We start from the raw sequence: 21,467 nt of genomic DNA, 5'->3' as shown, positions 1-21,467 counted from the left end.
TCAGTGACGAATCACGCAGCCCGCTGGTGGACACCGATCATCGCCGCGGCCCTGATCTTCGCCGGTACCGGCGCCGCCGAAGCCCAGCCGGCACCCGAAGCGGCCGCCCCGCTTGCCGCATCCGCCGGTTGCGGCAAGGCGCCGACACTGACCAGCGGCACGCACACCATCCAGAGCAGCGGGAAGAATCGCACCTTCATCCTCAGGCTGCCCGACAACTACAACAGCAGCACCCAGTACCGGTTGATCTTCGGCTATCACTGGCGCGGCGGCACGGCCAATGACGTCGACTCGGGCGGAACCGACGGTTTCAACTGGTCCTACTACGGACAACGGCGGCTGGCGAACAACAGCGCGATCTTCGTTGCACCCCAAGGCATCGGCAACGGCTGGGCCAATTCCGGTGGCGAGGACGTCACGCTGACCGACGACATCATGCGCCGGATCGAGAACGACCTGTGCGTCGACACGGCCCAGCGTTTCGCCCTCGGCTTCAGCTACGGCGGCGGCATGAGTTACGCCCTCGCCTGCGCCCGGGCAACGACCTTCCGTGCGGTCGCCGTCTACTCCGGCGCGCAGCTGAGCGGCTGCAGCGGCGGGACCCAACCGATCGCCTACATGGGGATTCACGGCATCAACGACTCGGTGCTGAACATCTCCGCCGGACGGTCGTTGCGCGACACGTTCGTCCGGAACAACGGCTGTACGGCGCAGAGTCCGCGCGAACCCGCGGCGGGCAGCCGCACGCACATCACCACCACCTATTCGGGCTGCCGTGCCGGATACCCGGTGGTCTGGGCCGCCTTCGACGGCGGCCACGGTCCTGGTCCGATCGACGGTGGTGGCGAGGGCTGGCGGACCTGGACCTCCGGAGAGGTCTGGAACTTCTTCACCGGGAACACCACCCCGACTCCGACGGCGTTCCGGTTGCGCAACGAGGCGGCCGGGCGCTGCCTGGATGTGAACGGCGCGAACTCGGCGAACGGTACGGCGACCATCGTCTGGGACTGCCACGCCAACGCCAATCAGCAGTTCATCCGCAGCGGTCAAGCCCTGCAGGTGCTGGGCAAATGCCTTGAGGTGCCGATCAATGCGGGCAGTGGCACTCCGTCCCGGATCTGGGACTGCAACGGCGGTGCCAATCAGCAATGGAACGTCAACGACAACGGCACCATCACCAGCGTCCAAGGCGGTCTGTGCCTGACCGCCAACGGAACCGCCAACGGCTCGGCCGCGACCGTCGCGAGCTGCGGCAATGTCCCGAGCCAACGCTGGACCCGCTCATGAACCCAGCACAGAACAGGAGCACTTCATGAAGCACAGACATCTGGTCCGCCGCTGGCTCGCACCGTTCGCCGTCGCCGCGCTGGTTCTCAGCGGCGCAGGCGTGGCGGAAGCCAAGCCGGCACCCGCGGAGGCCGTTCCCCTCGCGGCGTCTCCCGGTTGTGGCAAGGCGCCGACGCTGCAGAGCGGCACGCACACCATTCAGAGCAACGGCAAGAACCGCAGCTTCATCCTGAGCGTTCCCGCCAACTACAACAACAACCAGCAGTACCGATTGGTCTTCGGCTACCACTGGTTGGGTGGCACTATGCAGCAGGTCGCCGGCGGCGGCAGCGACGGCGAGGTCTACGCCCACTACGGCCTTCGGGCGCTGGCGAACAACACCACGATCTTCGTTGCGCCGCAGGGCCTCAACAACGGTTGGGGCAACTCCGGCGGTGAGGACGTCACCTTCACCGACGACATGATCCGCCGGATCGAGAACGACCTCTGCGTCGACACGGCTCAGCGGTTCGCCCTCGGCTTCAGCTACGGCGGCGCGATGAGCTACGCCCTCGCCTGTGCCAGGGCAACGACGTTCCGTGCGGTCGCGGCGATCGCCGCACCCGGTGGGATCAGCGGCTGCAGCGGCGGTACCCAACCGTTCGCCTACATGGGGATCCACGGCATCTCGGACAACATCGGCGCCGGACGCGGGATGCGGGACAGGTTCGTCCGGAACAACGGCTGTACGGCGCAGAACCCGCCCGAGCCGGCCGGGGGCAGCCGTACCCACATCACCACCACCTACTCAGGATGCCGTGCCGGATACCCGGTGGTCTGGGCCGCGTTCGACGGTGGTCACCAGCAAGGTCCGGTCGACGGTTGCGCCGGCTGCGAGAGCGGCGCCAGGAGCTGGGTGAAGAACGAGGTCTGGAAGTTCTTCACCGGTGACACCACCCCGACCCCGACCGCCTTCCGGCTCCGCAGCGAGTCGGCCGGCCGCTGCCTCGACGTGAACGCCGCGAACTCCGCCAACGGCACCGCGACCATCGTCTGGGACTGCCACACCAACGCCAACCAGCAGTTCACCCGCAACGGTCAAGCCCTGCAGGTACTGGGCAAATGCCTCGAGGTGCCGATCAACGCCGGCAGTGGCACCCCGTCCCGGATCTGGGACTGCAACGGCGGTGCCAATCAGCAATGGAACGTCAACGACAACGGCACCATCACCAGCGCCCAAGGCGGCCTGTGCCTGACCGCCAGCGGTACTGCGAACGGCGCAGCCGCCACCGTCTCAACCTGCACCTCCACCCCCAACCAACGCTGGGCCAAGGCCTAACCACCCCCTAGGGGGTGTCTCTTAAGCCCACGCCTACTGCGCTGCACCCGGCACGGCACCTCGCCGCACTGGAGGAAAGGCCACGATGGAAAAGCATCGAGGCCTCCCCTCCAGCGCACCGATGCACCGCGCCGGGCACATGCTCGCTACGGCGCGGACTTAAGAGACACCCCCTAGACGCACGGCGGTCCCACCGGCGCGGGGGCCGCCGTGCTCCCTTGCGGTACGGCGGGTCGTCAGCGGAAGGCAGGCGGACCGCCGTACAGGCCTCGGCGGGTGGCGTCGGCGTCGGTGACGAAGTTGGGGAGTTGGTCTTCCGAGTCGTAGTAACGGTGGAAGACCGGGGTCTGTGAGCCGGACAGCGGTGGGACGATCCAGGTCCAGTCGGCTGGGCAGGTGCGGCCCGCTCGCTCTTCGCGCTCCAGGTGGATCAGGAAGCGGCGCGACTCGGTGTGGTGGTCGGTGATGCTGACGCCGTGGGAACGAAACGAGTGCAGTACGGCGCGATTGAGCTCGACCAGCGCCCGGTCGCGCCACAGGGTTGCCTCGGTCGACGTGTCGAGGCCCATCCGCTCCGCGATCTCGGGGACCAGTGCGTAACGGTCGCTGTCGCCGAGGTTGCGGGCACCGATCTCGGTGCCCATGTACCAGCCGTTGAAAGGCGCGGCCGGGTAGGAGACACCGCCGATGATCAGCCGGTTGTTGCTGATCACCGGCACCGCGTGCCACCGCAGTCCCAGCGCGGCGAACCACGGCAGCTCGGGGTGCGCGAGCGGAACCTCCTGCACCGCCGACCCCGGCAGCTCGAACATCCGCACCCCCTCGTCAACTGTCTCCACGACTAGCGGGAGTACGTCGAAGTCTCCTGGCGAGGCGGGTGGTCGCCAGCCGCGCTGGACGAGTTCGGTGGTGAATGTGCGGTAGCGGGGGTCTCCGAGGATCCGGCCGTCGAGCTGCTGGTAACCGGCGTACCGGACGAGTTGCTCGCTCCAGATTCTCGGTGCAGGGCGGCCTGGCGTCTCCGGCGCGAACACGCTGATCATCGGGCGGATCTTGCCGCCGTTGTAGGCGACGCGGAGGTGGTCGAAGCAATGCGCGGCAACGTCGCCGGCCTTCGCGACTGTCCGGAGGTCGCGCACCTGCAGGCTTTGCCAGTACAGCCGTCCGATGCAGCGCGCGTTGTTGCGCCAGGCGACCCGGGCACCGAAGACCAGCTCCTCGGCGGTGTGCCAGTAGGTGCCGGTCAGGTCGATCTCCCGCCTGACTGCGGCGAGCCGTGGCTCGATGATCCCGGGGTTCTCGGTGTGGAAGAGCTGCAGGAACTCCTCGGCGGCGGCCTGGACCGCCTGAGTATCGGCATCTGGTTCCACGACGGGTCTGGGGCGCGCCTGGACTCGCCCGGGGCTGGGGGCGGCCAGCCGGCCGGCTCGTGGCGCCCGGCGCCGGCCGGCCCAGATCCGAACCACGCTCATCGATCCGCGGCACCCGGCGTACCGGGTGGTGGGGTGTCGGCGAGGTGGTTGACCTCGTTCGCGAACGACTCCACGATCGACTGCATCTGCGCCTGAGCTGTCTGGGCGTAGGTCCGCACCTGCTGGCCGGCAGTATCCATGGCCTGTGCGACGATCCGGCGCTCGTGCTCGCGCGCCTGGCCGATGCGTTCGCGGGTGTCCCGGCTGACGTCCTGCACCATCTCCTCGACCACCAGCTGCGCCTGGCTGAACATCTGGACGACCTGTTCGTTCACCCGGTTGCCGGCCTCCTCGTAGTGAGCCAGCTCCGCCTGGACACGCTGGAGCTCGGCCCGCCCGCGCTGCAGCTCGGCGAGCAGCCGCTCGTTCTTCGCGCGCGCGTCGTTGAGCTCCAGCTCGGCGGTCTGGACCTGATCAGCCAGCAGATCGAGGTATCCGTAGACCCTGGCCGCGTCGAGACCGCGCATCCGTCGCCGGAACTCCGCGGCCCGGATCGCCCGGGGCGTCTGGTACTCCGATGCGTGGCGGCTGAGACTGTGCTTGCTCATCGTCACTGGGTATCTCCTGACCCGCGGCGTGCTCGCCCGCGGCCGCATAGTAGAAGTGCTCGTACTGGATGTGCTCGGGCTGCATCCCGGCGGCGGCCAGCTGCTCCAACGTGTGCGCGACCATCTGCGGTCCGCCGCACACCATCGCGGTCCGGCCGATCAGCAGCTGCCGCGCCGCGACGGTGCCGACCTTGCCGCGAGTGCCGGGATAGGACGCGTCGTCGGACACGACCTCCGTGTAGTCGAACCACGGCCGGAGCTGGGCGAGTTGCCGCAGCCGCGGGCGGTCGTACAGATGCCAGGGCATCCGGACGCCGTGGAGCAGGTGGACCATCGGCCCGATCCCCGAGCGCTGCCACTCGTTGTCGATCTGTTCGAGAACGGCGAGGAGTGGCGCCAGGCCGGTCCCGCCGGCGACCAGCAGCAGCTCCCTCCGATCGCCTTCACACCAGGTCAACCGCTCGCCGACCGGCGCCCCGAGCTTCACGGTGTCACCGGCCTTCACCGACCGCACCACCGCGGGGCTCACCTGACCGCCATCGATCTGCTGGACATGCAGATCGATGGAGTTGTCAGCTCGTGGAGCGTTGGCCGGACTGAAGTACCGCCACTGCCGAGGGCGTTGCGGGATCTCCATCGACACCGACTGACCCGGCCGGAAGGCGAACGGGCTTCGCGGGCGAACAGTGAGCAGCGTCAGGTCCATCGTCCGCCGTTCGGCCGACACCACGTCGGCCTCCCAGTAGTCGGGGCTGGACTCCGACGACATCTCCGCCGCCTCGACCATGATGCGCGCAACCACCTGGTACGCCGCCGTCCAGTGCCCGGCGAGTTCCTCGTCCCACTCGGGCCCGAGGAAGTGCATCAGCGTGGCGCACAACGAGGCGCCGACGACGTCGTAGTGCTCCGCGAGTACGGCGTACTTGCGGTGATCACGACCGAGATGCCGCAGGAACGCGGCATCCTTCTCGATCTGGTCGGCGTGACTGACGATCCGCCCGAGCGCGCCGACGAACTTGTCCCGCTGGTTCGACATCGACAGCGGGAACATCGCCCGTACCTCGGGATGAGACACGAACAGGTGCGAGTAGAAGTACAGCGGTACCTGGTCCCCGTGGGTGGTGACCCGGTCCCAGCTGCGTTGCAGGGCATACGCGTCCATCGGGTGTCGCTATCCGGCTCGGAACGGCGGCTCCTCGAGAGCAACGGACGGCCCGGACAGCTGCTGTGGTGACAAGGGTTCCCTCCCAATCAGTCCCCGAGTCGGTGTGCGGACTCCATAGTCTCGAAAATCGGACCAGAGCAAAACCCCTTGTACACAAACAAAACGCTTGATGCAGACCACTCGTCACCGCCGCGGCGCGCCCACCGTAGACCCGCCCGGCCGGTACTGGCTAGACCTCGCCGCCACCGTTGCTAGAAGCAACTAGTTTGCCCACTGGGCCCATGGGTACGGGAAGAAGATGAAGTTTGCAGGTGCCGACGAATGGGTTCCCGCGCGAGGTGGTCTGCCCAAACTCCGCGCTGCCCTGCCGGACTGCCGCGGCTGTGACCTGTGGGAAAACGCGATCCAGGTCGTGCCGGGGGAGGGCCCGCGGCAGGCGTCGATGATGCTGGTGGGCGAGCAGCCGGGGGATGTCGAGGACAAGGAGGGGCGGGTGTTCGTCGGGCCGGCCGGGCGGTTGCTCGACAAGGCCCTCGGCGCGGCCGGGATCGACCGTGACTCCGTCTACCTGACCAACACGGTCAAGCATTTCCGCTTCGAGGAGCGGGGTAAGCGGCGGATCCACAAGACGCCGGCGGTCAGCCAGATCGTCGCCTGTACGCCGTGGCTGTCGCGGGAGCTGGAGATCGTCAAGCCCGACCTGGTCGTCGTACTGGGGTCAGTCGCCGCGCGCGCCCTGCTCGGCACGGGGTTCAAGGTCACCGAGCGCCGCGGGCAACCCGTGGAGCTGCCGGACGGGACCGCCGCCATGGCGACGGTTCATCCGTCGGCGGTGGTGCGGTCGGAGGAATACCGCCGAGACTTCGGCCTGTTGGTCGACGACCTCCGCTCGGCGAGGTCCTTGGCCGCGGCCGGCCATTCCGGGAAGTCGAAGGTGAAGCCTGCTTGAGTGAGTCGGCCCGGGATGACCCGGCGGCTCTTCAGCAGCAGTTCGGTGTCGGAGCGCAGGACGAGGGCGCCGAGCTCGGCCATCCACTTGGTCGCGGGCAGGCCGATCGGCATCCCGACTGCTTGGCGGAGGGATCGGACGAAGTCGCGCTGGGGGAGTGGGTTCGGTGCCGCCAGGTTCACCGGGCCGGTGAGCTCGCTGTCCAGGAGGAAGGTCACTGCGCGGGCGAGGTCGGTCTCGTGGATCCAGGACATGTACTGCCGGCCACCCGCGATCGGCCCGCCGAGCCCGAGCTTCGCCATCCGCCGGAGCATGTCGAACGCCCCGCCACGATCCGGCGACATCACGATCGCGGTCCGCAACGCGACCTTCCGCGTCTCCGGCGTACGGGCCAGCTCCTGCTCCGCCTCCCAGGCCGTCGCGATGTCGATGCTGTACTTCCAGTACGCCGGTACGCCGGGCTCGTATCCGCCGAGCACACCGTGCTCATCGTGGGCAGGCCCGAACGTGTGTGCGTAGATCGTCGCCGTACTCATCTGCAGCCACACGCGCGGCGGCGTACCGGCGGCTGCGATCGCCTCGCCGACGACCCGCGCGGAGTCGACCCGGGAATCCATCATCACCTGCAGGTTCGCCGGGGTGTAGCGGCAGCTGACGCTCCGGCCGGCCAGGTTGATCACCGCGTCGGCGCCGTCGAGCTCCTTCGCCCAGGGCCCGAGCGTCCGCCCGTCCCACCGCACCGCGGACGACCGGCCGATCACGACGACCTCGTGCCCCTGGGCCGCGAAGTACCTGGTCAGCAACGATCCGATTTGCCCGGTCCCGCCGGGGATCACGATCTTCACGGCTCGACCGTAGCAGTGGAATTGAACGTGTTCAACTCCTAACCATCCGACCCTGCTGGGTGGTGAATGAATTACTTTAGGAACTTTTGTTTCTTAACCTACGGTGCTGGGGAGGATGCGGGCAGTCGCACCTGTCATAGCCGGAGGAACCCCTATGAGAATCCGCCCCATCTCATCCGTTCTGACCGCGGTCGCGCTGCTGGGGGCCGGTCTGGTACCGGCCGTCGGCGCTTCCGCCGCACCTCAGGCCCAGCCGAGTGAGCAGTCCGCTGCCGCCCCGGCGGCCACCAAGCGCGTCGTCGGCTACTTCACCGAGTGGGGGGTCTACGACCGCAACTACCACGTGAAGAACATCAAGACGAGTGGATCGGCCGCCAAGCTCACCAACATCGTCTACGCCTTCGGCAACACCACCGGCGGCCGCTGTGTGATGGGTGACGCCTACGCCGCCTACGACAAGGCGTACGACGCGGCCGGGTCGGTCGACGGTGTCGCCGACACCTGGGATGCCGGTGCGCTGCGCGGCAACTTCAATCAGCTTCGGAAGCTCAAGCGCCAGTACCCGAACATCAAGGTCGTCTGGTCGTTCGGAGGCTGGACGTGGTCCGGCGGCTTCACCCAGGCCGCGCAGAACCCGGCCGCCTTCGCCGACTCCTGCTACCGCCTGGTCGAGGACCCGCGGTGGGCCGATGTGTTCGACGGTATCGACATCGACTGGGAGTACCCGAACGCCTGCGGTCTCTCGTGTGACACGAGTGGTCCCAATGCGTTCAACAACGTGATCACCGCACTGCGCAACCGCTTCGGCTCCTCGGCCCTCGTCACCGCGGCCATCACCGCCGACGGCACCAACGGCGGCAAGATCGATGCCACCAACTACGCGGCGGCGGCCGGCAAGCTCGACTGGATCATGCCGATGACGTACGACTACTTCGGCGCCTTCAGCGCGCAGGGCCCGACCGCGCCGCACTCGCCACTGACGTCGTACAACGGCATCCCCACGGCCGGCTTCCACAGCGACGCGGCGATCCAGAAGCTGAAGAGCAAGGGCATCCCGGCCTCGAAGTTGCTGCTCGGTATCGGCTTCTACGGCCGCGGCTGGACCGGCGTCACCCAAGCGGCGCCAGGTGGGCGTGCAACCGGTGCAGCGCCGGGCAAGTACGAGGCAGGGATCGAGGACTACAAGCTGATCTCGACCCGCTGCCCGTCCAACGGGACCGTCGGCGGAACGGCGTACGCGTTCTGCAACGGCCAGTGGTGGGGTTACGACACCCCGGCCACCATCCGCAGCAAGATGACCTATGCCAACGGTCAGGGCCTCGGTGGCGCGTTCTTCTGGGAGCTCTCCGGCGACACGGCGAGCGGCACTCTGATCACGGCCGTCAAGACCATCGGCTGACCAGGCCTGACAGCGCCCGTCTGCCCCGGGCGCTGTCAGCTGGTTCGCTGGGCGATGACCACCACGTTGCTGAGATAGACCTTGCCGGTCCAGTCCTCGCAGGTGATCAGGACCAGGCGGCCTGGCACAGCCTGGTCGAAGATGCGGGCCGCGTTCTTCGCCAGGGCTTGCTTGCGGTACGTCGTCACACTCGTGACCCGATAGCCGAGCTGCCCCTTGGCCGTGGTCACGCCCACCACGTCGCCTGGTCGAAGTTTCTCCAGGTTGTCGAACGCACCTCCACCGGCGTGCACCGTGTGTCCGGTGATGACGGCCGACCCGCGCCGCGCTCCCGGGAAGGCGCCATCGTTCCACCACCCCACCTTCCGCGGGTTCGACGGTGGGATCAATTCACCTTGCTGAGTGGAGATTCCCAGTACGCCGGCCGCTACCTGCAACCGGGGAATGGACAGCCGCACGGGTTTACCCGGCCGGGCGGCCGGCGGCTGGGATGTTGCCGCCGGGCTGGGTCGGGTGGTGGTTGGGGTCACGCGCTTGGGGGCGGGTGGCGGGCTTTCGTCGTACATCACGGGTGACGAGGTTGGTTCCGGTGTGGTTGCGCCGGCTCGGTCGCCGAGCTGGAGGTAGCCGCCGGCCAGGGCGAGCGCCGTACCGGCCAAGGCGATCGACCCGCCCCATCGAAGTGGAGCGGGTCGACCGCAATGCCGGCCTTTCGTCACGTCAGCTACTGTGCCGGCCTCGACGTCGGAGGACGATCGCCGCACCGGCGGCCAGCATCAGCCCGCCGGCCACGAGCAGACCGCCGCCGAGCAAGGAGATCGGGCTGCTGTTCGGCGCGCTCGGATCGCCACCGATGCCCGCGTCGACCACTGTCGGTACGACCGCGGTCGGCTCGTCCGAACTCGTCGTCACCGGCTGACGGGTGGTGGTCGAGCTCTGTCCACCGGTCGGCTTGGTGGGGGGAACCGTGGTCGGAACCTTGGTGGGCTTCGTGCTCGGGGGCTTCGTCGGCGCTGTCGTCGGGACAGTGGTGGGAGCTGTTGTGGGCACGGTGGTCGGGGGTGTGGTCGGAGGGGTGGTGGGCGGGTTGCAGCCCTCGACCCAGAAGACCTTGTGCTTGGTGTCCGCGCCGATCGAGCCCTCGGCGTGGATGGTGATCTTCACGTGGAAGCCCTGCTGCGGATGCGGCTCACCCGTGAACGACAGGGTGTAGGTCTCCTTGGCGTCCAGGTCGTTGCCACCACCGGCTTCATCGTCGCCGATGAAGGGTGTCAGGTCACCGGACTCCACCTGCAGACCGCCGTCCGCGGTCGGTGCCTGATCCGCGAAGTCCACGGTCGCGAACAGGTCTCCCTTGTCGTAGTTGTAGAACTCGACCACGAACGTGCACCCCTGGTGCGGGTTGTTGTCCGGCGGGCCGCTCTGGATGTCGACACCCTCGATCTTGATCGTGCCGTTGTTCCCCGGGGCTTGGGGGCCGGTAGCAACGAGTGGCGGAGTGACCGACGCGGCCGCCGGCACCGCGAGGGCAGCAGCGCCGCCGAGTAACGACAAGGTCCCGGCGGCAGCGACAAGGCTGCCCAGCCGGGACCTACTGACTGACAGTGTGACCATGCTGGGCCTCGATTCCACGCGCTGGACCAATCGGAACTCTCAGTAGCAGTATGCGCGTTTCGTTGCCCTAGACAACCACTCACGGTAACGATTGAGGGGTCGAATCCATCAACTGGTCACTGACTGTGACTGGTCAGGCGCGGTATGCCGTCCACATGTCACTGATCCGGGTGCTCTGGCCCGGGGTGAACTGGTTGTAGCAGGAGTCGTAGGAGTAGTCCATGTAGTTGTGGATCGGGTCCAGGCCCGGCAGCGAGCAGGAGTCCCGGCCTTCCGGGCAGCCGCTGGTCGAGCTGCTCTGTGCGGGCGTGTCGCCGACCGAGTCGTTCGTGGTCGTGCAGCCGCCCTGGAACGTGTGGTAGAGCCCGAACCAGTGCCCGGCCTCGTGGGTCGCGGTCTCACCGAGGTTGAAGTTGGTCGCGCTACCGCCCGGCAGGGACGTGTACTGGACCCGGATCCCGTCGATCCCGGGGTTGCGCGAGTAGTCCCACGGGAAGGTCGCGATGCCGAGGTAGGAGAAGTTGACCAGCCAGATGTTCAGCGCGTTCGCGCCACCCTTGCGGGTCTGCTTGCGGTAGGTGCTGCTCTGCTTGTCCTTGTGCCAGTTGTTGTTGTTGTAGCGGAAGGTCCCGGCCAGGTTGAACGTGAAGCCGGTGTTCGCCGCCGCCGATGACTCCTGACCCGCGAACGTCTTGTTCAGTACGTCGATCTGCTGCGCGATCTGCGTGTCGGTCACGTCGCCGTTGCCGGCGGTGTCACGCATCACGTGCACGTAGACCGGGACATTGGCCGCGGCCAGTGCACCCTGCGGAACAGCGATGCCACGAGCGGCCTTTGCCTTCAGCAACTGAGCGGTCCGGGCGTCGATGGCCCGCTGCTCGGTCACGCTGACCTCGCGGGTGTCGGCGCCGCGACCGCCCTTGGCGGACGCGCTGGCCGGCGGCACGAAGCAGTCGTTGACCACGTCGGCCGGCAGCTTGGCCGTCGCCTGGCCGGTGACCGGGCTGAAGGCCAGCGCCGCGCCGGTCAGGACGACGGCCAGCGCGCGGGGACGGGCGATGAGAGATCGCATGGGGGTGCGCTCCTCCGGGGATCGGGCCGCTTTGGGCGGGCGGCCGGTTGACCGGAATACTGCGATCCCAATCCCTGATGCGGAAGCGATCAGCCGGAAAATTCGGGAAACTCAGGGAAATCCTTCGGTCGCCGAGGCCTTCGGCGGGACTCCGAGACTCCCGTAACGCTCCATTCGCTGCCACCGGAGCCGCGACCCGGCGAGCGCTGTGAAGACCGACTGGATGACCACCAGGTACATCAGCTGCCGATACACGAACTGCTGCAGCGGGAGGCTCCACAGCGGCCCGGCCTTCTCGCCGTCCAGCCGAAACGCATACAGGCCCATGCCGAACTGCAGCGCCAGGAAACCGGCCCAGACCACGCCGACCCGCCACGGATTCAGGAAGAGCAGCCCGTAGAGCGCGAAGACGTCCACCACAGGCGCGAGCAGGGGCAGCAGTACCTGGAACAGCAGCAGGTAGGTCAGTCCGCGCCGGCCCAGCTTGCCCGCCTGACCGCGCTGCACCCAGGCGCCGCGATGCTTCCACATCGCCTGCAGCGTCCCGTAGCACCACCGGTACCGCTGTCGCCACAGTGCTCCGAGACTCGCCGGTGCCTCGGTCCACGCCCGGGCGCGTTCCTCGTACACGACTCGCCAGCCGTCCCGGCAGAGTGCCATCGTCAGGTCGGTGTCCTCCGCGAGCGTGACGTCGCTGAGCCCTCCGATCCGTTCGAGCGCGCTGCGCCGGAAGCCGCCGATCGCGCCAGGCACGGTAGGCATGCACTCGGCCAGGTCGAACAACCTGCGGTCCAGGTTGAAGCCGACGACGTACTCGATGTGCTGCCATCGGCCCAGCAGACCCTGACGGTTGCCGACCTTCGCGTTCCCGGACACGGCTCCGACGGCAGGGTCGGCGAACGGCTGCACCAGCATGCGGATCGCGTCGGGCTCGAAGACGGTATCGCCGTCCACCATGACGACCAGTTCGTACGACGCGGCGTGGAGCCCGGTGTTCAGCGCGGCCGGCTTACCCGCGTTCGGCTGCCGGATCACGCGGACGCCCGGTAGGCGCAGCGACTCCACCAGGTCGGCGGTGCCATCGCTCGAACCGTCGTCGACCACGATCACCTCGACCGGATGGTCGGAGGCGATCAGCGATCGCACCGCCGCCTCGATGCCGGCCGATTCGTTGTAGGCCGGCACGATCACCGAGACCGGTTCGGTCACCGGCTGACCCCGCGACGAGTAACGGTCGCGGGCATGCCGCTTGGCCGCGACCACGGTCGTGATTGCGCGCAACACGCTGAGCGCGCCGGCGGCGTACAGAAGCCAGGTGATGATGCCGAGTGCGCCGTCACTGAGTCGCATCGCGCCGATGACCGCCAGCCCGCGTCCGCGTTCCAGCTTGCTCGCTGGGTGGACCGGCTGTGAGATTCCGACTGTGTCCGACACGGTCGCGAACCGGAAATGCCTGGCCTTGAGTGCCGGGATCAGTCGCTTCAGCGCTTCCAGCGTCTGGGTCCGATCACCGCCCGCGTCGTGCATCAGCAGCACCTGTCCGGCGGTACCCTTCGGCGTCGAGTTGGCGACCACTCGAGCAGTGCCCGGCCGACGCCAGTCCTCGCTGTCCTGGGTGGTCAGCACCGTCAGATAGCCGGCATCACGAGCCCGCTTGATCGCGGCCCAGTCGCTGTTGGTGAGGGCATTGGCCTCGGACGAGTACGGCGGCCGCAGCAACGACGTACTGACGCCCGTGGCGCCGGCCAGGATGAGCTGGCTCTGCCGTAGTTCGAGAGACCGCCGCCAGTCCGGCGCGCTGGCCAGATTCGCGTGGGTGAAGGTGTGCACGCCGATTTGGTGGCCTTCAGCAACAATGCGGCGTGCCAGCTCCGGATGGGCGACGACCTCGGTGCCGATCACGAAGAACGTCGCCTTGACCCGGTGCGCCCGCAGCAGATCCAGCACCTTCGGGGTCCACACCGGATCCGGGCCGTCGTCGAAGGTCAGCGCGATCGTCTTGGCCTTCGGTTTCGCCGAGCGCGGTGCGGCAGCCGTGGCGTCGATCAACGGCCCACCAGCAGCGACAGCCGCCGGTACGGCGTCGTGCGGGCCCGCGGCGGTCACCGCGCCATCGGGCGTAGTGCCGAAGAGATGATGCGTGTACCCGTGCAGCAGCAACGAACCGGACAGCGTGACCAGCAGGATCGTCAGGACGACCCAATGCGTCCGCAACGGCACATCGCGGGCGCGAGCTCGGCGGGCGCGCGTCACGGCTGCGTGGGCGACTTGGTTCGTCCGGGAGGCGCGGTGGGCTTCCCGTGCCGTGGAGTCGTGGTCGGCGATCCCGGAGTGCTGGGCGGTCCTGGAGTGGTGGACGGTCCTGCAGTGGTGGTGGTCGGAGTGGCACTGGCCGACGGTGTCACCACCGGCCCGCTCGACACGGGTGCGGTCGGACGCTGACTCGGCGGCGGCGTCGACACCGGCACGCTCGTCGTCTCAGCAACAGGCCGGACGCTGGATCGAGTGCCCTCGGGCACTGCCGGTGAAGTGGTCTTCGTCGCCGGCGGCGTAACCCGAGGAGCAGGCTGCGGCCTACCGGCCTCCGGCAACGGAATCAGCGGCGTATCCACCCGCGGCCCACCCAGCAAACTGCTCACCAGCAGAACGACGTACCCCACAACCGGTACCGCAACCACCGCCCCGACGCGGCGGATCCTGCGATGACGATGCCCGGACGAGTCCACGAACACCGGGCTCCGGGCGGAGAGCGGCTTCACAAACGCGGGATCCTACTCGCCTTCCGGCCCTCCACGCGCACTCTTACCGACAGTGAATCCGACCGCACCACGAGTACTCCGAAGTCCCGTAAATACGGGGAATTCCGGACGAACGTTTGATTCACGCCGACCCCTCTCGCGCGCGATCGGAGCGACGGGCTCGAGCGTTACAGACTTGCAGGAACTGACACTACTTCTGGGTAAACGTGGCGTGGACCTGTGCGCATCAGGCACTCTCCGCCCATGTCTCACCTCCGCCGTGCCCTCCTACCGGGGATGAACGCCGGAGTGTTGCTGGTGCTCTGTGTCGTGAGTCCGGTCCTGGTCGGCTGCTCGATACAGGAGGACCCGAACCCGGACCCACGTGCCTACACCGACTCCGCCGGCTACGTCACGCTCGACAAGGCACTGAAGGACAATGGAATCACGCTGCCCGAGGATGCGAGCGAGGTTCGGTTCGGGTCCTATGTCGGGCAGGACGAGAGCTTCGATCTTACTTTCGGCACGGGCTGTGGCAGTGTTCCCCGATTCCTCCAGGAAAGCTCGCTGAAAGGTGAACTCGAGCAGTCCACCTTGCTTCCGTCCCTGGTCGAGGGCGCTGGGAGCGCACACGGGTGGAAGATCGACAGCTACCGGGAGCCGCGTGGCATCGAGGACGACCGGTGGAAATCGGTGCTGCGCAGCGTCGTCGTCGCGAAGGATGCCGAGGGAGCCTGCAAGGTGTTCCTGTCGGCGTTGAGGTAGCCCGTGGGGTCACAGACGGCGTCGGTTGACAGGATCGGGATCGGCCGCTGCTGCTCCGGCAACGGTCAGTCCAACGTTGGGTTGAATTCGGGGGGTGGGAAGTGGGGGCGAAAGTCCGGGGAAAACCTGCGTAGTAAGGCATTCCGGGGGTGGTGGTTGCGGGGTACGGTCGCTCGATGACGGACTCGAGTGCACCGATCGACGAGGTATCCGAGCGGTTTCTGGTGGCTCATGCGGAGTTGTCGCCGGCGGCGGCGACGATGATGGGGATGCAGGGGTACGACGACAAGCTTCCGGATCGGTCGCCGGGCGGGTTCGAGGCGTTGGCGGAGTTGCATCGGTCGGCGATCGCTGAAGCGAAGGCGGTTGAGGTGTCTTCGTTTCGGGAGGAGACGGCCAAGGATGCGCTGCTGGAGCGCATTGAGCTTGAGCTCGAGCGGTATGAGGCCGGCGTTCCGCAGTACGAGCTGAACGGGATCTCTTGTGTGCCGGTCGAGCTCCGGGCGGTCTTCGATCTGATGCCGACCGCGACCGATCAGGACTGGGAGCGGCTCGGGAGCCGGTTGGATCAGGTTGGTACGACGCTCGACGGGTATCGGGAGACGCTTCGGCAGCAGGCCGCCGCGGGGCGGGTGTCGGCTGCTCGGCAGGTGCAGGTGCTGGCCGAGCGGATCGCCAGTTGGACTGGTGCCGAGGGCAACGATTACTTCCTCGGGCTGACCGCGGAGGCGCCTGAGGCTGTCAAGGCGCGGGTCGAGGCGGCTGCCAGACAGGCCAGCAAGTCGTTTGGGGAGTTCGGCGCGTGGCTGACCAGCGAGCTGTTGCCGCAGGCACCTGAGCGGGACGCGGTCGGACGTGAGGTCTATCAGCTCGCGTCTCGGTATCACATCGGCGCGACCCTCGATCTGGAGGAGGCGTATGCGTGGGGCTGGCAGGAGCTGGCCCGGATCGAGTCGGAGATGCAGTCCATCGCGGCCGCGCTGAATAGCGGCGACCGCAGTATCCCGGCGATGGCCGCCGTACTGGATGCGGACCCGGCCCGGAAGATCCACGGCAAGGAGGCGTTCCGGGACTGGATGCAGGAGCTCGCGGACAGCGCCGTACAGGAGCTCGGCGGTAAGCACTTCGACATCCCGGCGGCGATCGGGCGGATCGAGTGCATGATCGCGCCGACCTCGGAGGGCATCATCTACTACACGCCGCCGAGTGAGGACCTGACCACCCGGCCCGGCCAGATGTGGTGGGCCGTGCCGGCCGGTATCGAGGACTTCGCCACCTGGCGCGAGGTCACGACCGTCTACCACGAAGGCGTCCCCGGACATCACCTCCAGGTCGGTCAGACGATGCTGCGCGCCGACCTGCTGAACCGCTGGCAACGCGTCGGTTGCTGGGTGTCCGGCCACGGCGAAGGCTGGGGCCTGTACGCCGAACGCCTGATGGAGGAGCTGGGTTATCTCGACGAGCCGGGCGCCCGGTTCGGCATGCTCGACGCCCAAGGCTTCCGCTCGGCCCGGGTGATCGTCGACATCGGCATGCACCTCGAGCTGGAGATCCCGCGCGACAACCCCTTCAAGTTCCATCCCGGTGAGACCTGGAACGCGGACCTCGGCTTCGAGTTCCTCCGGGCCCACTCGCGGATGGAGACCGAGTTCCTGCAGGCCGAGCTGAACCGCTATCTGGGCTGGCCCGGCCAGGCGCCGTCGTACAAGCTCGGCGAACGCATCTGGCTGCAGGCCCGCGACGAAGCCAAGCAACGCCAAGGCGCCGACTTCGATCTCCGCACCTTCCACCGCGACGCCCTCAACCTCGGTTCCCTCGGCCTCGACCCTCTCCGTCGAGCCCTCGCTCGCCTCTGAGCGCGTGGGCTGTCCCGAGGAGGGCGAGCCAGGTGAGGCCGAGGGTCCAGCCTGCCAGTACGTCGGTTGCCCAGTGGTAGCCGAGGTAGATGCGACTGAGGCCGATGGCGAGGCTGAGGAGTAGGGCGACGGCGGTGGCGACGAGCTTGGTGCGGCGGGCGGCGTCCGTCTGCCACAGCAGGGCGGCGAGCAGCAGGAAGAAGACGGTTGAGCTCAGGCTGTGGCCGGAGGGGAAGGAGAAGCCGGTGTTGACCGTGCCGAGGACGATGGAGGCGTCGGGGCGGTCGCGGCCGATCAGGACCTTGAAGCCGTAGGTGAGTGCGGCGGCGCCCAGCATGCCGATGACAAGGATGATCGCCGGACGCCAACGACGGGTGAAGTGCCGGATCAGCAGCGCCACGACGATGGTGAGTCCGGTCAGGATCGGGATGTCGCCGAGGTAGGTGATGGCTCGGGCGAGCGGGGTGAGTTCGGCGATCCGGTGGTTCACGACGGTCGTGGTGAGCTGCGGGTCGAACGCGGCCAGGTCGTCGCCTTCGGTCGCGGCATCGGCCAGGTCGACGAAGACCGCCGTACCGAGACCGACGGCCGCCAGCCCGGCTGCCACGCGCACGATCCTCATACGGTTAGAAGATATACAAACCGGTCACGGCAGTCGGGGCGATGCCCAGCAGGAGCCAGGGCGAGAGCGGCGTCCGGCGGAAGATCGCGAGGATGCCGGCCACGGTGAGCAGGCCGATCACGCCGGACATGATCCAGAGGCCGACACCGCGGCCGAAGTCGTCGGCCGCGATGCCGATGCTGTAGACGGCCAGGGTGACGGCCGGGACGCTGCCGACGTGGAAGAGGATGGCGGAGGCGACCCAGCGCTGAACGGTCTCGATGTTCATCGGCCGAGGGGTGCGCCGGCGGGTCCGTTCCATGATCACTCCGATACTTAGTGGACTAATCATTAGTCTACATAAAGTTGCTACACTAAGCACATGACAGAGACCGAGATCACGGCGGAGCAGAATCCGCTCGCGCTCGAGCATCAGGTCTGCTTCGCGCTCGCCGTGGCTGCCCGGACGGTGATCGCGTTGTACAGGCCGGTTCTCGAGCCGATGGGGCTGACTCACCCGCAGTACTTGGTGATGCTCGCGTTGTGGGAGCACGAGCCGGTGTCGGTGAAGGACCTGTCGCGGATGCTCCAGCTCGAACCAGCGACCCTCTCGCCGTTGCTCAAACGCCTCGAATCCGCCGGCCTGCTGCGCCGCGACCGCTCCGCAACCGACGAGCGCGCTCTGGCTGTCGCCCTCACTCCCAAGGGTCGTGCGCTGCGCGACGAGGCGCTCGAAGTGCCGCCTGCCATTGTCGAGCGCCTGGGGATGGACGTCGACGAGCTGATGGACCTGCACGGCCGCCTCACCAAAGTCATCGCCGCGGCCACCGGCGGCGTGGAAAAATCGACCGCATGACACGGAACGGTCGGTACTCACCTGGCGAGGCGGCGGATCGCACCGGGCTCAGCTTGGACACGTTGCGGTACTACGAACGCGAGGCGCTGATCGGCCCGATCGAGCGGCTGCCTGGTGGTCGGCGGGTCTTCACCGAAGGCGATCTCGCCTGGATCGGTGTGGTGAGTTGTCTCCGCGACGCCGGTCTGGGGATTGCCGACATCCAACGGTTCACTGCCCTGCTTCGTACGGCGGGCGACCCGGCGTCCCGCGTCGACTTCCTGCGGGAGCGCCGGGCCGCGTTGCTGGAGCACATGGCCCGGATGGAGGCGGCCCTCGGCGTGCTGGACGACAAGATCGAGTACTACGGTGCCCGTCAGGCAGAGGAGTCGGCGAGCGCCTGACGGCTACCAGGCCGCGTCGAGCTCCGCACGTAGTTCAGGGGCGAGCTCTAGCCGAGCGCCGGTGATCGCGGCGGTGAGCTGTTCCGGCCTGCTCGCCCCGACGATCGGGCGCACCGGGGGAGTGTCGCCACACAACCAGGCCACCACGACACTGCTCCGGCTCACGCCGAGCTCAGCGGCCACCTTCCCGAGCGCCTCCAGCCGCCGGGTCGTGCCCGGGTGCTCGTAGGCTGCGTCGACCGGCCGATCATCCCGCTCGTAGGATCCCGACATCAGCGGGCTGTATCCCCAGAGCTCCCACTGCTGCTGGTTGGCGACGAAGTCCAGGACCTCGTCGGTGACCCACCCGAAGCGGTGATTGCTGATGTGGTCGCGGACGAACGGCCGCGGCTGCAGATACGAGTACCGCAACTGCAACGCACTCGGCTCGACCACGCCGAGCTGTGCCGCGAGTCCTCGCGCGCGCTCGACCCGCCAGATCGCCCAGTTCGACAAGCCGACCTGGCCGATCGTGCCTGCGGCGTGATGCCGCCCGAAGGCAGCGATCGTTTCGTCCATCGGTGTGTTCCGGTCGTCACGATGTGCCCAGTACAGATCGATGTGGTCGATGCCCATCCGCCGCAGCGATGTCTCGACAGCCGCGTCGATGGCCGCCGCGCCCAGGCCCTCGCACTGCTCCGGGAAACCACCGACAACCGTCGGCTCCCATCCGACCTTGGTGGCGATCCGCACCTTGTCCCGCACACCGGGCCGCTGCGCCAGCCACCGCCCCAGCAACTCCTCACTCTGCCCACCAAAGCCGCTCTCCGACTGCCAGAACGCATAACAGTTCGCCGTGTCGATCCACACGCCACCCTCCGCGACGTACTGATCCAGCAGGGCGAACGACGTCTTCTCGTCGATCCTGGTCCCGAACTCCATCGCACCCAAGGCAAGGTCAAGTCTGCTCATACCCGCAGCCTTCCTGCTGGAGCGCGCTCCAGGTCAAGCCGCTCAGAGAAACCTGGGCACCAGCCGGTCGGCGGCCCGGAGCGCCACGGCGATCGGCTGCGCCAGCAACCCGGCAACGGTTCCGTGCAGACGACCGCGACGCCTGGTCGAGACTCTCGGAGGAAGCGTCGCGAACAGCGTGGCGAGCGCCGGGAGCGGCCGGACGAAGATCGTGTTCTCGACGATCTGAGCCTGCGGATTGAAGCGCAGCAGATTGTGGGCCTCGAGCTGCACACCGCGAACCGTTGCGGTGAAGGAGAAAGACCAGGTGTCGCCGCGCACCAGCGGCTCGGTGGTCCGCAGATCCTCGAGTACGGCGAAGATGTCGCGATGCAGGGCCACGACCTCCTCCCGCCCCTCGAACGACAGCCGCATCGTGATGGGTGAGTGGAAGACCACCTCAGGTGCGAACAGTTCGGCCAGCGCGTCGGCATCCCCACGCTCCGCGGCCGAACGGAGAGCAGCAACAGCCGCCGAGGACCTGCCATCGGGCGTGGGCGCAGACATTCAGACCTCATTTCTGTGTGTGGTTTCCGAGCTACCTGATTTCACTACGTCCACGGGTCAGCGACTGAGCCAGCCGGCTTCGATGCGGTGCATGGCTGCTGAGAAGCGGGGGACACGTTTGAGGTCGGCTCTGCCCGTGCTGTAGTCGGTGAGCTGGTACCACTCGTTGTCTGTTGTGTAGTAGAGGTGCGGGCTGACGGGGCCTGGTGATTCGGAGTAAGAGCTGCTCGCCATCCTGGTCATTCCCAGCATGGCGTAGACGATCGCCGGATCCCGCATCACGTGCACGAGCAGCAGGTCTCGAGCGGGCATGGCGACGAGGCAGCCGAACGGGGGATTCTCGACGTGCAACGACTCGCGCAGGACTGTGTCGAAGACCAGTGCCCGGGAAGCCGTGAACATGGAGCCGCTGAGCATCGCGACCTCCGCGCCCTGGGCGTCGACGTACTCGACTGTGTCCTGGAGCCGACGAAGGTTTGCCAGCCCGATCCTGCTGATATCGGACCAGGGGATGCCGAGGCTGCCGAGGTCGAAGTGCATCGCGACCGATCGGCCGGCGTAGGTGGCGGGCGCCATGCGAAGGCCCGGCACGAACTCTGGTACGCGGTCGGCCCAGTCCGGGTTGATGGTGGACGCATCGACGAGGCGAAGGTACAGCTCGTTGTCCAGATCCTCCGGAATCGCCGGCGGACGGCCGCCCGGCGCCATCTGATCGAAGTGCGCCGCCACGGCTTCTCGCCAGCGCTGTCGTGGCAACCCGCCGACGGTACGGGCCAGGTTCGCGAGACCGGCGACCATGCCGTCGTCTACCGGAACTGCGTCGTCGCCGATCGGCAGCAGCGCATTCGACCCGTCGTACCGCATCGGGAAGCCGCGAGCTGCGGTCGCCTCCTCCGCCAGTCGCACCAGACGGTCCACCTGAGTCATCGTCAGCGGCAGCAGAACCGGGTGCAGCCGGTCTCCATCCGTGCACAACTTGCCGCCCACGCGGCTCTTGATCTTCCTGCCAGCGCTCATCGAGCACCTCCTTTACCCAAGAACATATGGGCGTCGGAGCGCCGAAAACCGGCGAATTCGCAATCTGTGGATAACCGCATCGCGT

General features: G+C 67.5%; 21 protein-coding genes and 1 pseudogene. 9 read left to right on the top strand and 13 right to left on the bottom strand.

The window, feature by feature from the left end; genetic code table 11:
• Positions 1-3 precede the first annotated feature (3 nt).
• On the top strand, positions 4-1,287 hold the full coding sequence (locus ACFCV3_RS12680; RefSeq protein ID WP_376029482.1) for a ricin-type beta-trefoil lectin domain protein: 1,284 nt from the start codon (positions 4-6) through the stop codon (positions 1,285-1,287).
• 25 nt (positions 1,288-1,312) lie between these two features.
• A complete protein-coding gene (locus tag ACFCV3_RS12675) occupies positions 1,313-2,605 on the top strand; it encodes a ricin-type beta-trefoil lectin domain protein (protein ID WP_376029480.1) in 1,293 nt (430 codons plus the stop codon).
• Positions 2,606-2,841: 236 nt separating this feature from the next.
• Here ACFCV3_RS12675 and ACFCV3_RS12670 read toward each other — a convergent pair whose 3' ends face one another.
• Genes ACFCV3_RS12670 through ACFCV3_RS12660 form a run of 3 tightly spaced genes read right to left on the bottom strand, consistent with a single transcriptional unit; the run spans position 2,842 to position 5,787 of the window.
• Positions 2,842-4,077, bottom strand: coding sequence for a nitric oxide synthase oxygenase (locus tag ACFCV3_RS12670; protein ID WP_376029477.1), 1,236 nt, complete (start codon positions 4,075-4,077; stop codon positions 2,842-2,844).
• Positions 4,074-4,544, bottom strand: a complete 471-nt coding sequence (locus ACFCV3_RS12665) for a hypothetical protein (RefSeq protein ID WP_376029475.1) — start codon at positions 4,542-4,544, stop codon at positions 4,074-4,076. Before ACFCV3_RS12665 ends, ACFCV3_RS12670 begins: the two co-directional genes overlap by 4 nt.
• Positions 4,492-5,787 (bottom strand): globin domain-containing protein, encoded by a 1,296-nt coding sequence (locus ACFCV3_RS12660; protein ID WP_376029473.1) that lies wholly within the window; start codon positions 5,785-5,787, stop codon positions 4,492-4,494. The genes ACFCV3_RS12665 and ACFCV3_RS12660 overlap by 53 nt, the downstream gene beginning before the upstream one ends.
• Before the next feature lie 301 nt (positions 5,788-6,088).
• Here ACFCV3_RS12660 and ACFCV3_RS12655 point away from each other — a divergent pair, with 301 nt between their 5' ends.
• Positions 6,089-6,739 carry a UdgX family uracil-DNA binding protein gene (locus ACFCV3_RS12655; RefSeq protein ID WP_376029470.1) on the top strand — a complete coding sequence of 217 codons (651 nt, stop codon included), beginning with the start codon at positions 6,089-6,091 and terminating at the stop codon, positions 6,737-6,739.
• On the opposite strand, the pseudogene ACFCV3_RS12650 reads toward ACFCV3_RS12655, so the two are convergent.
• Positions 6,736-7,575, bottom strand: a pseudogene (locus ACFCV3_RS12650) (epimerase); the annotation flags it as partial. The gene ACFCV3_RS12655 and the pseudogene ACFCV3_RS12650 overlap by 4 nt on opposite strands.
• A 163-nt stretch (positions 7,576-7,738) precedes the next feature.
• Here ACFCV3_RS12650 and ACFCV3_RS12645 point away from each other — a divergent pair.
• The gene (locus ACFCV3_RS12645) at positions 7,739-8,983 is read left to right on the top strand and encodes a glycoside hydrolase family 18 protein (protein WP_376029468.1); all 1,245 of its coding nucleotides are present in this window, start codon (positions 7,739-7,741) and stop codon (positions 8,981-8,983) included.
• Between the two features lie 35 nt (positions 8,984-9,018).
• On the opposite strand, the gene ACFCV3_RS12640 is transcribed toward ACFCV3_RS12645, so the two are convergent.
• The 4 genes from ACFCV3_RS12640 to ACFCV3_RS12625 all read right to left on the bottom strand — a co-directional run bounded on the left by ACFCV3_RS12640 (position 9,019) and on the right by ACFCV3_RS12625 (position 13,922).
• Complete coding sequence (locus ACFCV3_RS12640; RefSeq protein ID WP_376029466.1) at positions 9,019-9,702, bottom strand: class F sortase; 684 nt, start codon at positions 9,700-9,702, stop codon at positions 9,019-9,021.
• Position 9,703: 1 nt separating this feature from the next.
• On the bottom strand, positions 9,704-10,597 hold the full coding sequence (locus ACFCV3_RS12635) for a hypothetical protein (RefSeq protein ID WP_376029464.1): 894 nt from the start codon (positions 10,595-10,597) through the stop codon (positions 9,704-9,706).
• A gap of 133 nt (positions 10,598-10,730) precedes the next feature.
• Positions 10,731-11,669 carry a zinc metalloprotease gene (locus ACFCV3_RS12630; protein WP_376029463.1) on the bottom strand — a complete coding sequence of 313 codons (939 nt, stop codon included), beginning with the start codon at positions 11,667-11,669 and terminating at the stop codon, positions 10,731-10,733.
• Positions 11,670-11,780: 111 nt separating this feature from the next.
• Positions 11,781-13,922: a bifunctional polysaccharide deacetylase/glycosyltransferase family 2 protein gene (locus tag ACFCV3_RS12625; RefSeq protein WP_376029460.1), complete on the bottom strand. Its 2,142-nt coding sequence runs from the start codon at positions 13,920-13,922 to the stop codon at positions 11,781-11,783.
• 36 nt (positions 13,923-13,958) lie between these two features.
• Between ACFCV3_RS12625 and ACFCV3_RS12620 the strand changes: the two genes are divergently transcribed.
• From ACFCV3_RS12620 to ACFCV3_RS12610, 3 genes are all read left to right on the top strand, one after another.
• Complete coding sequence (locus ACFCV3_RS12620) at positions 13,959-14,111, top strand: hypothetical protein (protein WP_376029458.1); 153 nt, start codon at positions 13,959-13,961, stop codon at positions 14,109-14,111.
• A 560-nt stretch (positions 14,112-14,671) separates the two neighbouring features.
• Complete coding sequence (locus tag ACFCV3_RS12615; protein WP_376029457.1) at positions 14,672-15,172, top strand: hypothetical protein; 501 nt, start codon at positions 14,672-14,674, stop codon at positions 15,170-15,172.
• Positions 15,173-15,348: 176 nt separating this feature from the next.
• Complete coding sequence (locus ACFCV3_RS12610) at positions 15,349-17,028, top strand: DUF885 domain-containing protein (RefSeq protein ID WP_376029455.1); 1,680 nt, start codon at positions 15,349-15,351, stop codon at positions 17,026-17,028.
• Here ACFCV3_RS12610 and ACFCV3_RS12605 read toward each other — a convergent pair.
• Together ACFCV3_RS12605 and ACFCV3_RS12600 are read right to left on the bottom strand one after the other, a co-directional pair.
• The gene (locus ACFCV3_RS12605) at positions 16,973-17,650 is read right to left on the bottom strand and encodes a phosphatase PAP2 family protein (protein WP_376029454.1); all 678 of its coding nucleotides are present in this window, start codon (positions 17,648-17,650) and stop codon (positions 16,973-16,975) included. The genes ACFCV3_RS12610 and ACFCV3_RS12605 overlap by 56 nt on opposite strands.
• A 4-nt stretch (positions 17,651-17,654) precedes the next feature.
• Positions 17,655-17,951, bottom strand: a complete 297-nt coding sequence (locus tag ACFCV3_RS12600) for a hypothetical protein (protein ID WP_376029451.1) — start codon at positions 17,949-17,951, stop codon at positions 17,655-17,657.
• 60 nt (positions 17,952-18,011) lie between these two features.
• On the opposite strand from ACFCV3_RS12600, the gene ACFCV3_RS12595 reads away from it, so the two are divergent.
• Both ACFCV3_RS12595 and ACFCV3_RS12590 read left to right on the top strand, forming a co-directional pair.
• Positions 18,012-18,485 carry a MarR family winged helix-turn-helix transcriptional regulator gene (locus ACFCV3_RS12595; RefSeq protein WP_376029448.1) on the top strand — a complete coding sequence of 158 codons (474 nt, stop codon included), beginning with the start codon at positions 18,012-18,014 and terminating at the stop codon, positions 18,483-18,485.
• Positions 18,482-18,868, top strand: a complete 387-nt coding sequence (locus tag ACFCV3_RS12590) for a MerR family transcriptional regulator (RefSeq protein WP_376029445.1) — start codon at positions 18,482-18,484, stop codon at positions 18,866-18,868. The genes ACFCV3_RS12595 and ACFCV3_RS12590 overlap by 4 nt, the downstream gene beginning before the upstream one ends.
• Positions 18,869-18,871: 3 nt before the next feature.
• Here ACFCV3_RS12590 and ACFCV3_RS12585 read toward each other — a convergent pair whose 3' ends face one another.
• From ACFCV3_RS12585 to ACFCV3_RS12575, 3 genes are read right to left on the bottom strand one after another with little or no spacing between them, the layout of a single operon-like run.
• On the bottom strand, positions 18,872-19,819 hold the full coding sequence (locus ACFCV3_RS12585) for an aldo/keto reductase (protein WP_376029444.1): 948 nt from the start codon (positions 19,817-19,819) through the stop codon (positions 18,872-18,874).
• A gap of 42 nt (positions 19,820-19,861) precedes the next feature.
• On the bottom strand, positions 19,862-20,365 hold the full coding sequence (locus ACFCV3_RS12580; RefSeq protein WP_376029441.1) for a nuclear transport factor 2 family protein: 504 nt from the start codon (positions 20,363-20,365) through the stop codon (positions 19,862-19,864).
• Between the two features lie 57 nt (positions 20,366-20,422).
• A complete protein-coding gene (locus ACFCV3_RS12575; protein ID WP_376029439.1) occupies positions 20,423-21,382 on the bottom strand; it encodes a hypothetical protein in 960 nt (319 codons plus the stop codon).
• Positions 21,383-21,467: the final 85 nt, after the last annotated feature.

It is taken from the genome of Kribbella sp. NPDC056345 (assembly GCF_042262745.1).
GTDB lineage: Bacteria > Actinomycetota > Actinomycetes > Propionibacteriales > Kribbellaceae > Kribbella.
This window is presented reverse-complemented; position numbering and strand designations above follow the sequence as displayed.

Coding starts and splice junctions, on each gene's coding strand:
- ACFCV3_RS12675 (WP_376029480.1), top strand. CDS start 1,313: ATGAAGCACAGACATCTGGTCCGCCGCTGGCTCGCACCGTTCGCCGTC.
- ACFCV3_RS12670 (WP_376029477.1), bottom strand. CDS start 4,077: ATGAGCGTGGTTCGGATCTGGGCCGGCCGGCGCCGGGCGCCACGAGCC.
- ACFCV3_RS12665 (WP_376029475.1), bottom strand. CDS start 4,544: ATGCGCGGTCTCGACGCGGCCAGGGTCTACGGATACCTCGATCTGCTG.
- ACFCV3_RS12660 (WP_376029473.1), bottom strand. CDS start 5,787: ATGGACGCGTATGCCCTGCAACGCAGCTGGGACCGGGTCACCACCCAC.
- ACFCV3_RS12655 (WP_376029470.1), top strand. CDS start 6,089: ATGAAGTTTGCAGGTGCCGACGAATGGGTTCCCGCGCGAGGTGGTCTG.
- ACFCV3_RS12645 (WP_376029468.1), top strand. CDS start 7,739: ATGAGAATCCGCCCCATCTCATCCGTTCTGACCGCGGTCGCGCTGCTG.
- ACFCV3_RS12635 (WP_376029464.1), bottom strand. CDS start 10,597: ATGGTCACACTGTCAGTCAGTAGGTCCCGGCTGGGCAGCCTTGTCGCT.
- ACFCV3_RS12630 (WP_376029463.1), bottom strand. CDS start 11,669: ATGCGATCTCTCATCGCCCGTCCCCGCGCGCTGGCCGTCGTCCTGACC.
- ACFCV3_RS12615 (WP_376029457.1), top strand. CDS start 14,672: ATGTCTCACCTCCGCCGTGCCCTCCTACCGGGGATGAACGCCGGAGTG.
- ACFCV3_RS12610 (WP_376029455.1), top strand. CDS start 15,349: ATGACGGACTCGAGTGCACCGATCGACGAGGTATCCGAGCGGTTTCTG.
- ACFCV3_RS12605 (WP_376029454.1), bottom strand. CDS start 17,650: ATGAGGATCGTGCGCGTGGCAGCCGGGCTGGCGGCCGTCGGTCTCGGT.
- ACFCV3_RS12600 (WP_376029451.1), bottom strand. CDS start 17,951: ATGGAACGGACCCGCCGGCGCACCCCTCGGCCGATGAACATCGAGACC.
- ACFCV3_RS12595 (WP_376029448.1), top strand. CDS start 18,012: ATGACAGAGACCGAGATCACGGCGGAGCAGAATCCGCTCGCGCTCGAG.
- ACFCV3_RS12590 (WP_376029445.1), top strand. CDS start 18,482: ATGACACGGAACGGTCGGTACTCACCTGGCGAGGCGGCGGATCGCACC.
- ACFCV3_RS12585 (WP_376029444.1), bottom strand. CDS start 19,819: ATGAGCAGACTTGACCTTGCCTTGGGTGCGATGGAGTTCGGGACCAGG.
- ACFCV3_RS12580 (WP_376029441.1), bottom strand. CDS start 20,365: ATGTCTGCGCCCACGCCCGATGGCAGGTCCTCGGCGGCTGTTGCTGCT.
- ACFCV3_RS12575 (WP_376029439.1), bottom strand. CDS start 21,382: ATGAGCGCTGGCAGGAAGATCAAGAGCCGCGTGGGCGGCAAGTTGTGC.